12 protein-coding genes and 1 pseudogene are annotated in these 13,994 nt (G+C 71.4%); 8 read left to right on the forward strand and 5 right to left on the reverse strand.

The window, feature by feature from the left end; all coding sequences use genetic code 11:
* Positions 1–67 precede the first annotated feature (67 nt).
* Positions 68–1,570: an FAD-dependent monooxygenase gene (locus FNQ90_RS02890; protein WP_182604804.1), complete on the forward strand. Its 1,503-nt coding sequence runs from the start codon at positions 68–70 to the stop codon at positions 1,568–1,570.
* A gap of 76 nt (positions 1,571–1,646) precedes the next feature.
* On the opposite strand, the gene FNQ90_RS02895 is transcribed toward FNQ90_RS02890, so the two are convergent.
* From FNQ90_RS02895 to FNQ90_RS02905, 3 genes are all read right to left on the reverse strand, one after another.
* Positions 1,647–3,359 (reverse strand): FAD-binding oxidoreductase, encoded by a 1,713-nt coding sequence (locus FNQ90_RS02895; RefSeq protein WP_182604805.1) that lies wholly within the window; start codon positions 3,357–3,359, stop codon positions 1,647–1,649.
* A gap of 65 nt (positions 3,360–3,424) precedes the next feature.
* Complete coding sequence (locus FNQ90_RS02900; protein WP_182604806.1) at positions 3,425–4,393, reverse strand: amidohydrolase family protein; 969 nt, start codon at positions 4,391–4,393, stop codon at positions 3,425–3,427.
* A gap of 82 nt (positions 4,394–4,475) precedes the next feature.
* The gene (locus FNQ90_RS02905) at positions 4,476–4,967 is read right to left on the reverse strand and encodes a cupin domain-containing protein (RefSeq protein ID WP_182604807.1); all 492 of its coding nucleotides are present in this window, start codon (positions 4,965–4,967) and stop codon (positions 4,476–4,478) included.
* Between the two features lie 244 nt (positions 4,968–5,211).
* On the opposite strand from FNQ90_RS02905, the gene FNQ90_RS02910 reads away from it, so the two are divergent.
* From FNQ90_RS02910 to aroC, 7 genes are all read left to right on the forward strand, one after another.
* On the forward strand, positions 5,212–6,378 hold the full coding sequence (locus FNQ90_RS02910; protein WP_182604808.1) for a 3-deoxy-7-phosphoheptulonate synthase: 1,167 nt from the start codon (positions 5,212–5,214) through the stop codon (positions 6,376–6,378).
* Between the two features lie 27 nt (positions 6,379–6,405).
* Positions 6,406–7,176, forward strand: a complete 771-nt coding sequence (locus FNQ90_RS02915; RefSeq protein WP_182604809.1) for a 2,3-dihydro-2,3-dihydroxybenzoate dehydrogenase — start codon at positions 6,406–6,408, stop codon at positions 7,174–7,176.
* A gap of 61 nt (positions 7,177–7,237) precedes the next feature.
* Positions 7,238–7,921 (forward strand): isochorismatase family protein, encoded by a 684-nt coding sequence (locus FNQ90_RS02920; protein ID WP_182604810.1) that lies wholly within the window; start codon positions 7,238–7,240, stop codon positions 7,919–7,921.
* The gene (locus tag FNQ90_RS02925) at positions 7,918–9,834 is read left to right on the forward strand and encodes an anthranilate synthase family protein (protein ID WP_182604811.1); all 1,917 of its coding nucleotides are present in this window, start codon (positions 7,918–7,920) and stop codon (positions 9,832–9,834) included. The genes FNQ90_RS02920 and FNQ90_RS02925 overlap by 4 nt, the downstream gene beginning before the upstream one ends.
* The gene (locus FNQ90_RS02930) at positions 9,822–10,154 is read left to right on the forward strand and encodes a hypothetical protein (protein WP_182604812.1); all 333 of its coding nucleotides are present in this window, start codon (positions 9,822–9,824) and stop codon (positions 10,152–10,154) included. Before FNQ90_RS02925 ends, FNQ90_RS02930 begins: the two co-directional genes overlap by 13 nt.
* Before the next feature lie 549 nt (positions 10,155–10,703).
* On the forward strand, positions 10,704–11,915 hold the full coding sequence (locus FNQ90_RS02935; RefSeq protein WP_182604813.1) for a 3-hydroxybenzoate 6-monooxygenase: 1,212 nt from the start codon (positions 10,704–10,706) through the stop codon (positions 11,913–11,915).
* Complete coding sequence (gene aroC, locus FNQ90_RS02940) at positions 11,912–13,096, forward strand: chorismate synthase (protein ID WP_182604814.1); 1,185 nt, start codon at positions 11,912–11,914, stop codon at positions 13,094–13,096. The genes FNQ90_RS02935 and aroC overlap by 4 nt, the downstream gene beginning before the upstream one ends.
* Positions 13,097–13,285: 189 nt before the next feature.
* Here the strand turns inward: aroC and FNQ90_RS02945 are convergent, their stop codons facing one another.
* A complete protein-coding gene (locus FNQ90_RS02945) occupies positions 13,286–13,609 on the reverse strand; it encodes a DUF4229 domain-containing protein (protein ID WP_323379749.1) in 324 nt (107 codons plus the stop codon).
* Between the two features lie 174 nt (positions 13,610–13,783).
* Positions 13,784–13,994 (reverse strand): annotated as a pseudogene (locus tag FNQ90_RS02950) (GNAT family N-acetyltransferase); the annotation flags it as partial.

A 13,994-nucleotide genomic window follows, 5' to 3' on the forward strand; every position in this document is an offset into this window, starting at 1 on the left:
TCTCCCACCCTCCGCGCGCCCCTTCGCCGCACCCGCACCCGCACCCGCACCGTAGGAGGTACCTGCCGTGTCCCTGGACATCGATGTCGCCGTGGTCGGCGGCGGTCCCGTCGGCATGCTGCTCGCCGCCGAACTGGCCCTGCACGGCGTCCGCACCACCGTCCTGGAAAAGCTTCCCGTGCCCTCCGGGGAGTCCAAGGCCGGCACCTTGCACGCCAGGACCGCCCAGACGCTCCACCGGCGAGGGCTGCTGGGAGCCGTCCAGCCGGGCCCCCACCGCACCACCGGACACTCGTCCGGTCCCATTCCCTTCCACTTCGCCGGCATGTTCGAGCTCGACCTCTCAGCAGTCGTGCACGAGGGACCGGCCATGGTCGGCAGCCCGCAGGCATACGCCGAACAGGTCTTCGCCCGTCGGGCCACCGGCCTGGGCGCCCACGTCGAACGGGGCAGCGAGGTGGTCGACCTCCACCAGCACGACACCCATGTGACACTCACCGTGCGCGATCCGACCGGCCGGGAACGCACCGTGGACGCCGCCTGGGTCGTCGGCTGCGACGGCGCCCGCAGCGCGGTGCGCAAGCTCAGCGGCATCGACTTCACCGGCACCCCCGCCACGGTGGGCGCGCTGATGGGCGAGGTGGAACTGCTCGACCCCTACCACGCCCCCGCCGGCTGGCAGCGCAACCCGCGCGGTTGGACGCTGGTCTGGCTCAACCCCTGGGGACGCAGCCGGGTCAGCACCTACGACTTCCGCGGGCCGCATCCGGACCGCTCCGCCCCGGTGACCCTGGAGGAACTGCGCCACGAGGTGGAGCGGATCGCGGGCCACCCGGTGCCGATGGACAATCCGCGCTGGCTCACCCGCTTCAGCGACGCGGCGCTGCAGGCCGAGCGCTACCGGGTCGGGCGGGTACTGCTCGCCGGCGACGCCGCCCACGTCCACTTCCCGGCGGGCGGCCAGGGCGTGAACACCGGCCTGCAGGACGCGGTGAACCTGGGCTGGAAACTGGCCGCCCGGGTCCATGGCCGGGCGCCCCGGGGACTGCTGGACACCTACCACTCTGAGAGGCACCCGGTGGCGGCGATGGTCCTCCACAACGTCCGTGCCCAGGTCGCCCTGATGAACCCCGACCCCGGCACGGACGCCCTGCGCGAGCTGTTCGCCGAACTGATGCACATGCCCTCGGTCAACGAGTACCTCAGCGGCATGATCAGCGGCACGGCGGTGCGCTACGACATGGGAGTACCCGGCGACCGCCTGGCCGGTTCGCTCGCCCCGGACCTGCCGCTGAAGACGGGGACCTCCGAGACGAGTCTGGCCACCCTGCTGCACTCCGGACGCCCGGTGCTGCTGGACCTGGACAACCGCGCCGAACTGCGGGAGGCCGCGGCCGGGTGGTCGGACCGCGTCACCGTGGTCACCGCCACGGCGGACACCCCGCCGGCCCCGGCCCTGCTGGTCCGGCCCGACGGTTACACCGCGTGGAGTGCCGCGGATGTCCCCGCCGACCCGGGGAACCTGACCGACGCGCTGCACCGGTGGTTCGGGGAACCCGCCGCGCGGTGAGACCGGCCGACGGCGGAGCGGGCGGGCCCCCGGGGTACCGGGGACCCGCCCGCTCACGCGCAAGGCATCGGAATGGCTACGGCAGGCGGATGGACTGGCCGTGGCGGAACCGGTCGGCCGGGTCGTACGCGGCCTTGATCCGCTGCAACCGGGGGTAGTTGGCGCCGTAGTACAGCGTGTACCAGGGCACCCCCGAGGTGTTGTACCGCGGGTCGTTGAGATCGATGTCGGCGTAGTTGACGTAGCAGCCGTCGGTCACCCGGTCCGGCACGGGGACCCCGCCGGTCCGCCGGTAGGTCTCCTTGTACAGCTCCCGCAGCCAGGTGATGTTGGTGCCGTCCTCGGCCGGGTCGGACCAGTAGCTCTGGAAGAGCAGCTTGAAGGCCGAATCCCGATGCGCGTACGCCGTGTCCTGCGGGCGCACCGCGTTGACCGCACCGCCGTAGGAGCTGATCAACACCATGGCGCGGGGGTTGTCCGGTTCGGTACGGGTCAGGTGCCTGTGGATGGTGGCGAACTGCTCGTCGTCCAGGTTCCGCTTGTGGAACGACGACTTGTAGTCGCCGCGCAGCGTGGGGTCCACCAGGGTGGAGTTGGTGGTGCCCAGGTAGCGGGCGGACTGCAACCAGGGCATCCGCCGGGGCTCGAAGTATTCCGGCATCGGCCCGTGCTCGCCCATCGCCCTGGTGACCGGCCCGACCGGCACGTCCACACCATCGGTGACCGCGTCCAGGAAGGCGTCCAGCAATCGTCGGGCACCCGGCACGGTGGCGTCCATCTGGGTCAACAGGCCGATCTCGCCATTCGAGCGGTGGTTGAGCTGGAGGAAGCTCATCAGGCCCGAATACCGGCCGCCCGGACGGATGTTCGCCACATGCCAGTCCCCGAAGTTGCGGGACAGCCGGATGAACGCCCGCTCGGTCATCCGCTCCCAGGGCCAGGAGATGGCGCTCAGGAAGACCTCGCCGGGCGGCTTGACCAGAGCGTCCTCGGGCGCGGTGCCGGTAGCGGCCGGGGAACGGAACCAGTAGCGGGTGATCACCCCGAAGTTTCCACCGCCGCCACCGGTGTGGGCCCACCACAGCTCGCGGTTGGGGTCGTCGGCCTCCCGGGTCGCGATCACCGCGCGGACGTTCCCCTCCGCGTCCGCCACCACCACCTCCACGGCGTACAGGTGGTCCACGATCAGCCCGTGCTCGCGGGCGAGCATGCCCCAGCCACCGCCGCTGACATGGCCGCCCACGCCCACCGAGTAGCACATGCCACCGGGAACCGTGACCCCCCAGCCCTTGAACAGCCGCTCGTAGACGTCCAGCAGTTTGGCTCCGGCCTCCACCGCGAACGCCCGGAACCGCTGGTCCCAGTAGACCGAGGTCATCTCGGACATGTCCAGGACGATCTGTGTCCCGGGGTTGAACACGAAGTCCTCGTAGCAGTGGCCGCCGCTGCGCACGGTGAGCTTCTTGTCCCGGGCCACCGCTTCCCGGACAACGCCCACGACCTGCGCGGGGGAGCCCACCACCCGCACCGACTCGGGCCGGCCGACCCAGCGCTGGTTCATCCCGCGCACCAGGTCCTGGTAGCGGGGGTCGGACGGGGTTATCTCCGTGGCCCTGAGTTCGGGGGTCGGTGACGGCCACGGCCGGGCGGTCCCATCGGTGGGCGAGCCGACGCCGGCCGCCAGGGCGTTGCCGGCACCCGCCGAGACCACGGCGGACGCGCCGACGGTCGCCGCGGCGCCGCCCAGCAGCCGCCGACGGCTCCAGGAGCTCTTGGAATCGTCTCTCATCACTGATGCGGAACCTTTCTTACCGGGGAACTTCGGTGAACGGAACGTGGTCGCGGGCAGCGTGGTCAGGCGGCTGCGAGCCGCTGCGCGAGAGCGGGGAGCAGCCGCAGCGCGTTGGTCCGCCCGATGGCGGCGCGCTCCTCTTCGGACCAACCGGCGTGGGCGCGGAAACCCTCGGTGTTCTCGGTGGTGTGTGCAGCGGGCATGAAGGGGAAGTCGCTGCCGAAGAGGATGTGGTCGGTGCCCGCCAGCCTGGTCAGCGCCGGCAGGGCGAACTCCGTGGCGGACATGGCGATGTCGTAGTGCAGCCGGCCCAGCGAACCGATCAGGTCGGCGGGCGCCCGGTCCTTCAGATGGGCGCCGATGGTCGGCCCGTACGTCAGTCGCTGCGCCAGGAACGGGAGCGTGCCCCCGGCGTGGGAGGTGATCAGCCGAAGCCGCGGCAACCGGTCCAGCACTCCGTTGAACAGCAGGCTCATCACCGTACGGGTGGTCTCGAAGGTGAACTCGTACAGGGACGGCGGCAGGTCGAAGGTCTCCAGATCCCTGGCGGGCGGGGTCATGGGGTGTACGTGAACCGCCACCCCGCGTTCGGTGATCCCGGCCAACAGCGACTCGAAGGCGGGATCACCCAGATAGCGGTTCCCGTAACTGGTGAGCAGTCCGACCCCGTCGAGTTCCAGCACATCGAGGGCGTAAGCGAGTTCCTCCTCGGCCGCGGCCACATCGGGCAGCGGCAACACGGCGAACCCGCCGAAGCGGGTGGGGTGCGCACGGATCAGCCCGGCGAAGTACTCGTTCACCTCGCGGGCCATCCGCCGGGCGTCCGGTCCCTCCAGAAAGGTCACTCCGGGAGCGGTGATGGAGAGCACCGCCGCCTCGATACCGTGCCGGTCCATGACCGCCAGGCTCTCCTCCGGGGACCAGCTCGGATAGTCCACTCCGGGAATGGCCACCCGTCCCCGAAGCGCCGCCGCGTAAGCCGGCGGGATGGCGTGGTGGTGTATGTCGATGAGACCCGACGTTGCCGACATATGCGACTCCAGCCTTTCGATGTTTTCCCGCCGTTCAGCCCGCTCCGTGGGGCACCGGGGGGCGGCCCGACTTCCGGCCCGTTCAGCTGATGTATTCGTCACCGAATTCCGCGGCCACGCGCAATGCGCGTTCCACGTCCAGCTCATACTGCTCGGCCGGGGGTGGAGGAGCCCCATCATCCGCCGAAACACCGGCCCCGAGGAAGAAATTGTCCTTTCCTCCGGGAAGGAACATGATCAGCAGCTTCGCATCCTCTTCGGTCTCGTTCTTGAAGGAGTGGACGCTGCCCCGGGGCACATGCACGAAGGAACCGCTGCTCAGCCTCAGTCGCTCCATGCCGTCGAACAGACTGACGTCGCCCTCGAGGACGTAGAACGCCTCCTCCTCCCGATGGTGGATGTGGGGCGGCGGCCCGCCGCCCGGCGGAACCAGCGCCTCCATCATGAAGAAGTGACCACCGGTGTTGTGCTCACCGGATTTGATCGTGTATTTGTCACCGAACGCCCAGCGGCTCGGCCCCTCCCCCGGGGGGACGTGAACCACCTTCTTTCTCCACTGTTCCTCAAAGCTCATCACATGGCTCCGCCCAGAGTGCTGTCGACCGGGAAAGATCGGCCGATGAATGACCGGGTCGAGTGTGGGGGCGGTCCCGACAGCGTGGCAATCGAATGATGAAGACCACGTCAAGTCGCCTCGGAAAAATCTCGACTTCTGACGTAGTTCCGGGATCCGGCTTCCCGCATCCGGAAATCCTCGGCGAGAGTCGGCGAGTACCGCCGGAGAAGCGCGGCGGTCTGTCGTCGTTGGAGGGGATCACGTGAACGGTGTCCAGGAGTTCCTCCGTAACTTACCGGCGGTACAGCAGCCGGATTGGCAGGAGCACGACGAACTTCCCGGGGTCACGGCGGAGCTGGCGTCCCTGCCGCCGCTCGTCGACGCGCCCGGGACCGACGCCCTCGCCGGCCTTCTCGCCGAGGCCGCCGCCGGACGCGTCCAGATCATCCAGGCCGGGGACTGCGCCGAGGACTGGGCGGAGAGTTCCGCGGAGGACGTGGCCCGCAAGGCCGGGCTGCTGGACGTGCTGGCCGGGGTGATGCGCATGACCTCGCACCGGCCGGTGCTGCGCGTCGGAAGGATCGCCGGGCAGTACGGCAAACCGCGTTCCAAACCCACCGAGATCATCGGTGGTGTCGAACTGCCGGTCTACCGGGGCCATGCGGTGAACGCGCCCGAGCCCGACCCGCAGTTGCGCATACCGGACCCCACCCGGATGCTCACCGGCTACCGAATGGCCCGCGAGGTGGTCGGGCACCTCGGCTGGGGCTCCGGGAGTCCCCGGCCCGACAGCCCGGTGTGGACCAGCCATGAGGCCCTGCTGCTGGACTACGAACTGCCGATGCTGCGCGCCCGCGAGGACGGCGGACTGCTGTTGACCTCGACCCACTGGCCCTGGATCGGGGAGCGAACCCGGCACGTGGAGGGCGCCCATGTCGCCCTGCTGGCCGCCGTGTCGAACCCGGTGGCCTGCAAGGTGGGTCCCACGATGACCCCCGAGGAGCTGCTGGCGCTGTGCGAGCGGCTCGACCCGGAACGGGTTCCGGGGCGACTCACCCTGATCTCCCGCATGGGCGCCGACAAGGTCGGCGACCGGCTCCCCGCGTTGGTCGGCGCCGTCCGCGAGGCCGGGCACCCGGTGGTCTGGCTCTGCGACCCGATGCACGGCAACACCGTCAACGGTCCCGAGGGGGTCAAGACCCGTCTGGTGACGACCCTGGTCCGGGAGGTCGTGGAGTTCCGGAAGGCGGTCCGCTCGGCGGGCGGTACGGCGGGTGGCCTGCACCTGGAGACCACCCCCGACGACGTCACCGAGTGCGTGGCGGACGAGAACCGCCTGCACAAGGCCGGTGGTAAGTACCTGAGTTTCTGCGACCCGAGGCTCAACCCCCAGCAGGCCATCACGGTGGCCTCGGCCTGGCTCGGCTGAGCGGCGGAGGCGGACGCCATGGAGAACATGGAGAACAGAGTCGCCCTGGTCACCGGAGCCGCCCGGGGGATCGGCGCGGAGATCGTGCGCGTCCTGGCCGAGCGCGGCACGAGGGTCGCCGCCGTGGACCGGGAGGAGCGGTCCCTGACCGACACCGTCGCGGATCAGCGCGCCTCCGGCGGACACGTCGACGCCTTCCCCTGCGATGTGACGGACTCGGCGGCCGTGGATCGTCTGGTGGAGGGCGTGGAACAGCGGTTGGGCCCGGTGGACTACCTGGTCAACGCGGCCGGCGTGCTACGGCTCGGCGAGGCCGTCGAACTCACCGACGAGGACTGGGCGAGCACCTTCGCCGTCAACGCCACCGGAGTCTTCTTCGTCTCCCGAGCGGTGGTCTCCCGAATGGTGACGCGTCGCAGAGGCGCGCTGGTCACCGTCGCCTCCAACGCGGCCGGGACCCCACGGGTCGGGATGTCCGCCTACGCGGCCTCCAAGGCCGCCGCCACCATGTTCACCCGGAGCCTCGGCCTGGAGGTGGCCGGCCACGGCATCCGCTGCAACCTGGTGGCGCCCGGCTCCACCACCACCCCGATGCTCACCTCCATGTGGCAGGACGACAGCGGGGAACGCGCCACGATCGAGGGCGTCTCCTCCGCCTTCCGGGTGGGCATCCCGCTCGGCAGGCTCGCCCGGCCCCGGGACATCGCCGAGGCCGTCGCCTTCCTGCTGTCGGACCGGGCGTCCCACATCACCCTGCACAGCCTCACCGTCGACGGCGGCGCCGCCCTCGGCCGCTGACCCCCGCCCCGGGACCCGCTGCCGCCCGCCGGCGCACCGACTCACCCGTGAGAGGACCACCATGGTTGGAATTCCACCCATCGATCCCTACCCCATGCCCACCGAGGGCGACCTCCCGGCCAACACCGCGCGCTGGGTGGCCGACCCCGACCGAGCGGTCCTGCTCGTCCACGACATGCAGCGCTTCTTCATGCGCGCCTTCCCGACCGGGGAGTCCCCCGGCCGGGAACTGACCGCCAACGCCTCGCTGCTGCGCGAGGGGTGCGCCCGGCTCGGTGTCCCGGTGGCCTATTCCGCCCAGCCCGGCGGCATGACCCCCGAGCAGCGCGGTCTGCTCAAGGACTTCTGGGGTCCCGGCATGCAGGTGTCCCCCCGGGACCGCGAGGTGATCCCGGAGCTGCGGCCGGGCCCCGAGGACAGGGTGTTCACCAAATGGCGGTACAGCGCCTTCTTCAACTCCGGGCTGCTGGAGCACCTGCGAGAGCTGGGTCGCGACCAGCTCATCCTGTGCGGTGTGTACGCGCACGTGGGAGTGCTGATGACCGCGGTGGAGGCATTCACCAACGACATCCAGGTCTTCCTCGTGGCCGACGCGATCGCCGACTTCTCCGTTGCCCGGCACCACATGGCGGTGGAGTACGCCGCGGAGCGCTGCGCGGTGGTCGGCACCACCGCGTCGCTGCTGGCCGAGCTGACCGGGCCGCCCGCACCGACGGTCCCGGTTCGGGACGGGGTCGGCGTATGAGCCGGGAGACGAACGACACGGGCCGTCGGCTGCTCGATCGGGTGATCGGTGGGCATCCGGGACCCTACGCGCTGCTGCACCGCCCCGAGAGGGCGGGCCGGGACACCCTGGAGGTACTGCTGGGGGAGGTCACCCGGTCCACGACGCTGGCCGGGATCCCCCTGCCCGACCCGCCCGGCGCCGGCGGACACCACGAGGCACTGGTGCTCGTCCCCTACCGACAGATGGCCGAGCGGGGGTTCGCCGCCACCGACGACGGCGAACCGCTGATCACCATGAGCGTCGTGGAGCAGGGCGCGCTGCCCCTGAACCAGGCCCTGGAGTGGCTGCCGGACGAGCCCGTCACCCTCACCGACGAACACTTCGACATCGACGACGACGAGTACGCCGCCATCGTCCGGGATGTCATCGACCGCGAGATCGGACGCGGTGAGGGCGCCAACTTCGTCATCCGACGCTCCTTCGTGGCCGAGATCAGCCACTACACGCACACCGCCGCGCTCTCCTTCTTCCGGCGGCTGCTGCACGGCGAGTCCGGGGCGTACTGGACGTTCGTCGTGCACACCGGGGACCGCACCTTCGTCGGCGCCAGCCCGGAACAACATGTCAGCCTGTACGGCGGCACTGCCGTGATGAACCCGATCAGCGGCACCTACCGGCACCCGACATCCGGCCCCGACCTGCCCGGCGTCCTGGAGTTCCTCGCGGACCGCAAGGAAGCCGACGAGCTGTACATGGTCGTCGACGAAGAGCTGAAGATGATGGCCCGCATCTGCGCGGGTGGCGGCCGTGTCACCGGCCCGCTGCTGAAGGAGATGGCCCGGCTGGCCCACACCGAGTACTTCATCGAGGGGGAGACCTCGCGGGAGGTGCGGGAGATCCTGCGCGAGACCATGTTCGCCCCCACGGTCACCGGCAGTCCGCTGGAGAGCGCCGCCAAGGTGATCGCCCGGTACGAGCCGGAGGGCCGCGGGTACTACAGCGGCGTCATGGCTCTGATCGGACGGGACGCGGCCGGCGGCCGCACCATGGACTCGGCCATCCTCATCCGCACAGCCGACATCGACCGGGGCGGCCGGCTCCGCATCGGCGTCGGAGCCACACTCGTGCGGCACTCCGACCCCCACGGGGAGGTGGCCGAGACCCGCGCCAAGGCGGCGGGGCTGCTGTCGGCCCTGACCGCCCCGGCCGAACCCGGCCGGGGGGAGATCCGCCGGTTCGCCGGCCACCACCGGGTGCGCACCGCGCTGGAGGAGCGCAACCACGACATCTCCGGGTTCTGGCTGCGCGGGCCGGACGCACACGCCGAGCCGGCCGCCGAACTCGCGGGGCGCAGCGTCCTGGTCGTCGACGCCGAGGACACCTTCACCTCCATGATCGGCCATCAGCTGTCGGCCCTGGGGCTGCGGGTCACCGTCCGCCGCTTCGACGAGCCCCACGACCTCGACGATCACGATCTGACCGTCATGGGGCCGGGTCCGGGTGATCCCCGGGAGACCGGCCACCGGAAGATCGCCCGACTGCGCATGGACATCTCCCAATTGCTGGACGAACGCAGGCCGTTCCTCGCCGTCTGCCTCAGTCACCAGGTGCTGGCCACCCTGCTGGGCTTCCCCCTGGTCCGCTGCGCCGTCCCCAACCAGGGATTGCGACGGGAGATCGAGCTGTTCGGCGACCGCGAGCGGGTGGGCTTCTACAACACCTTCGTCGCCCTGTCCCGGGAGGACAAGGTGGAGTGCGGGGAGCACGGCATCGTGGACGTCAGCCGCGACCCGATGACGCACGAGGTGCACGCCCTGCGGGGACAGGGCTTCGCCTCGATGCAGTTCCACGCCGAGTCGGTGCTCACCCGGAACGGGCCGGACATCCTCGGCTCGTTGCTGCTCGGAGTGGTGCGCACATGCACGCGGTAGTCGTCTGGTGGGAGCTCGCGGGCACCGGCCGGACCATCGCCTCGCTCCGGGAATTCCTGCGGGATGAGGCGGTGGATCGGTTCGGCGACGTGCCCGGTCTGCGACTGAAGGTCTGGATCTCGGACCCGGGAACCGAGCGGTGGGGCGCGCTGCTGCTGTGGGAATCGGCCGAGGCCGCCGCCCGGCCGCTCCCGGCCCGGGCCGCGGAGCTGATCGGCCGCCCTCCCGTCCAACGGGCGGTCTTCGACGTGGAGGCCACCGTCGAGGGCGTCTTCACCGATCCCCGCCTGGCCGGGCGGGGACTGGTTTGGGAGTCCTGACCCCGGCCGAGGCGTTCATCGGCTCCGTGCCGACCGACACCCCCGCGCTCCCCGTCACCCGCTCCGTGGAGGGAGTCCGACCCCCGGTGAGCAATCATCCGAGCAACAGCACGTCGGGTCCGCGGTGGGCCGGACCCGACCGATGGTCGGTCGATACCGCCGGCACGCCCGCCCTCGACGCCGTCGGCACTGCCGCTGCCGGTCACCTCGAACCGCCCGACCCCGGCACGCGGTCCACCGGCTCCGTGTTCGTCCCCACTCTCCGGATCCCCACGTCCGGGGGCGATCCGGAGGCAACCGCGGATTCGACACCCGACCGGCGGGCGCCGGTCGGCGGAACGCACCGGACGCACGGCTTCGACGACCCCGGGGCATCGGCGACCCACCGCTCGTCGTACGGGCCACCGGCCGCCCCGCCCGGTGGCGGGTCACGGTCGCCGCCGCGCCGGTGTCGCCGGGACCACCGGGCCGGACCACCGTCCGGTGTCCGGGGACCCGGGCGTTGCCCGGATCGAGCCGATGAGAGCAGACGGATGGGAGTGGGGAAAGATGACGGAGACAACGCGGATACTCATCGCCGGAGGCGGCATCGGCGGACTGGCGGCGGCCCTCGGCCTCACCGCGCGAGGACACCGGGTCACGGTGCTGGAGCGCCGGGAGGAGTTCACCGAGTTGGGCGCGGGCATCCAACTGGCGCCGAACGCCTTTCACGCCCTGGACCGCCTCGGGGTGGGGCGTCGGGTTCGCGACCGGGCCGTCTTCATCGAAGAGCTGCAGTTCATGGACGCGGTCAGCGGGGAGTCGGTCGTCCGAATGCCGCTCACCGGTGAATACCGCGAGCGGTTCGGCAACCCGTACGCGGTGGTGCACCGCGGTGACCTGTATCAACCGCTGCTGAACGCCTGCCGGGCGGCGGACGGCATCGAACTGCTGCCGGGCCGGTCGGTCGCCTGGTACGAGCAGACGGCCGCCGAGGTCACCGCCGTCACCGAAGGGGGAGAGCGCTTCACCGGGGCCGCGCTGATCGGCGCGGACGGCATCCGCTCGGCGGTCCGCCGCCAGTTGGTGGGCGACGGGGAACCGCGGGTGTCCGGACACACCATCTACCGCTCGGTGATCCCGATGTCGCTGGTTCCCGAGGAGCTCCGCTGGAACCGCGTCACCCTGTGGGCCGGCCCCGGATGGCACTTCGTGCACTATCCGATCGGTGGCGGCGAGTTCCTCAACCTCGCCGCGACCCGGGACGACGGGGCGACGGAGGCCGTGGTCGGCCTCCCGGTTGAGCACTCCCACGTGCTCGATGAGTTCCCCGGACTCAGCGACTCGGCCCGGAGGTTGTTGGAACTCGGTGGGGAGTGGAAGACCTGGGTGCTCTGCGACCGGGACCCGGTCGACGTATGGACGGACGGCCGGGTCGCGCTGCTGGGGGATGCCGCGCATCCCATGCTGCAGTACGCCGCGCAGGGTGCCTGCATGGCGCTGGAGGACGCCGTCGTGCTCGGCGAACTGCTCGAGGGCGACGGGCGGGATGTGGCCCGGGACATGGCGCAGCGGCTGGAGAAGTACACGGCGCGGCGCCGGGACCGTACGGCGAGGACTCAGCTGGTCGCCCGGGAGATCGGCAGCCGGCTCTACCACGCCGCGGGCCAGGCGGCCCGGGCCCGCAACACCTTGCTCTCCTCCTTCTCGGAACAGGAGCTGCACGACCGTGTGAAGTGGCTGCACGGGTCCCACGACCTCACGGAAGGAGTCGGGAGTTGAGCAGGTTGCGCTGGCTCACGGCCGGAGAGTCCCACGGTCCCGCTCTGGTGGCCACCCTGGAGGGTCTGCCGGCGGGAGTGCCGGTCACCACGGAACTGGTGGCCGACGCGCTGGCTCGCCGACGCCTGGGGTACGGGCGGGGAGCCCGGATGAAGTTCGAGCGCGACGAGGTCACCTTCCTCGGTGGTGTCCGGCACGGCCTGACCCTCGGCTCACCCGTCGCCGTCATGGTGGGCAACACCGAGTGGCCCAAGTGGGAGCAGGTGATGGCGGCCGATGCGGTGGATCCGGCCGTGCTCACCGCCCTGGCCCGTAACGCTCCGCTGACCCGCCCCCGGCCCGGCCACGCCGACCTGGCCGGGATGCAGAAGTACGGTTTCACCGAGGCCCGCCCGATCCTGGAGCGCGCCTCGGCCCGCGAGACCGCGGCCCGGGTCGCGCTGGGCGCCGTCGCCACGTCCTACCTCGACGCGATTGCCGGGATTCGCGTCCTCTCCCATGTCGTGGAACTCGGCACGGCCAAGGCCCCCGACGGAGTGCGGCCCGTGCCCGCGGACGTCACCCGGATCGACGCGGATCCGGTGCGCTGCGCGGACAGGTCCGCGAGCGGGGCGATGGTCGCCGAGGTCGACCGGGCGCGCAAGAACGGTGAGACCCTGGGCGGGGTGGTGGAGGTGCTGGCCTACGGCCTGCCGGTGGGACTGGGTTCGCACGTGCACTGGGACCGGCGGCTGGACGCCCGGCTGGCCGGTGCCCTGATGGGCATCCAGGCCATCAAGGGCGTGGAGGTGGGCGACGGCTTCGAACTGGCCCGGGTGCCCGGCTCCCGGGCCCACGACGAAATCGTCCCCGGAGCCGGCGGCCTCCGCCGGTCCACCGCGCGCTCCGGAGCGATTGAAGGCGGCGTCTCCACCGGCGAGCCGCTGCGCATGCGGGCCGCGATGAAACCCATCGCCACCGTCCCGAAGGCGCTGGCCACCGTCGACATCGCCACAGGGGAGGCCGCCAGGGCCCACCACCAGCGTTCCGACGTGTGCGCCGTCCCGGCCGCCGGGATCGTCGCCGAGGCCATGGTCGCCCTGGTGCTGGCCGACGCCGTCGCCGAGAAGTTCGGCGGCGACAGCGTCCCCGAAACCCGCCAAAACCTCACTGGCTACCTGGCCGCCCTGCCGATCCGATGACGCCTCCCCACCGGTGCCCGGGCGCCGTCCCCGCCGGGTTCCACCGGGTTCGGCGGCGGCTCGCACCACCGCGAGGTGTCGGGCGACCGACCGGCAGCGGGCCTCCGGGACGTCACCCCCCGGGAGGGCACGCCCGGCCGGCGACCCCCCGTCCGGGGCGGTCGGGGGCCCGGGGCACCCGCGGCCGGATCAGCCGCGGCCGGTGGCGACGTCGCGGGGGCGGTCCTCCGGACCGTCCTCCATCGTCTGGTTGGCCCGCAGGCGCCGCTTCGCCCGGCCGACACCGTCGATGACCTGCTCCGACATCGCCTCCCGCTGCCGGCGCAGCAGGACGTAGCTGAGCGGCGCGGAGATCAGGATGGCCAGGGCCACCAGCCAGAACGGCTGGGACTCGCCGATCCCGGCGGGGATCAGACCCACCCATGAGAGCCCGGTGACCAGGACCAGGCAGGCGGCGAAGATGCCGAGGCGCAGGGCGGTGTAGCGGAGCATCGCGTGCTGGGGGCGGGTCACGGCCGGGTCACTGCCTTTCCGGGACGTCCGGAGGGGGACGTCCGCTCATCGGTCCCCTCCAGTGAAACATCCGGCCCGAGCGGTTCGGCACCGACCCCCGCGTATGCACCGCTTCGCCCGTTTCGCCGACCGGTCGGCGGGCGGATCGGGAACAGGCCCCGGGGCCCGCGGGCCTCAGCGCAACGGCAACCAGAACGTGGTCTCGTCCCGGTACTCGCCCTCGGCGACCCGGATGGCCGCCGGGGCCCGGCCGATCTCCTTGTAGCCGCACGCCTCGTAGAAGCGCTCCAGGCCCAGGCCGTTGCGGCAGGTCAGGCGGATTCCGTGCAGGTCGCGCTCCCGCGCCCGCCCGGCGACGGCCGCCATCAGTCGCCTGCCCTCCCCC

Source organism: Streptomyces alkaliphilus, assembly GCF_014141535.1.
GTDB lineage: Bacteria > Actinomycetota > Actinomycetes > Streptomycetales > Streptomycetaceae > Streptomyces > Streptomyces alkaliphilus.

Excerpts from the sequence above, each read along its gene's own strand:
- FNQ90_RS02895 (WP_182604805.1), bottom strand. The coding sequence starts at position 3,359 with ATGAGAGACGATTCCAAGAGCTCCTGGAGCCGTCGGCGGCTGCTGGGC.
- FNQ90_RS02900 (WP_182604806.1), bottom strand. The coding sequence starts at position 4,393 with ATGTCGGCAACGTCGGGTCTCATCGACATACACCACCACGCCATCCCG.
- FNQ90_RS02905 (WP_182604807.1), bottom strand. The coding sequence starts at position 4,967 with ATGAGCTTTGAGGAACAGTGGAGAAAGAAGGTGGTTCACGTCCCCCCG.
- FNQ90_RS02915 (WP_182604809.1), top strand. The coding sequence starts at position 6,406 with ATGGAGAACAGAGTCGCCCTGGTCACCGGAGCCGCCCGGGGGATCGGC.
- FNQ90_RS02920 (WP_182604810.1), top strand. The coding sequence starts at position 7,238 with ATGGTTGGAATTCCACCCATCGATCCCTACCCCATGCCCACCGAGGGC.
- FNQ90_RS02925 (WP_182604811.1), top strand. The coding sequence starts at position 7,918 with ATGAGCCGGGAGACGAACGACACGGGCCGTCGGCTGCTCGATCGGGTG.
- FNQ90_RS02930 (WP_182604812.1), top strand. The coding sequence starts at position 9,822 with ATGCACGCGGTAGTCGTCTGGTGGGAGCTCGCGGGCACCGGCCGGACC.
- FNQ90_RS02935 (WP_182604813.1), top strand. The coding sequence starts at position 10,704 with ATGACGGAGACAACGCGGATACTCATCGCCGGAGGCGGCATCGGCGGA.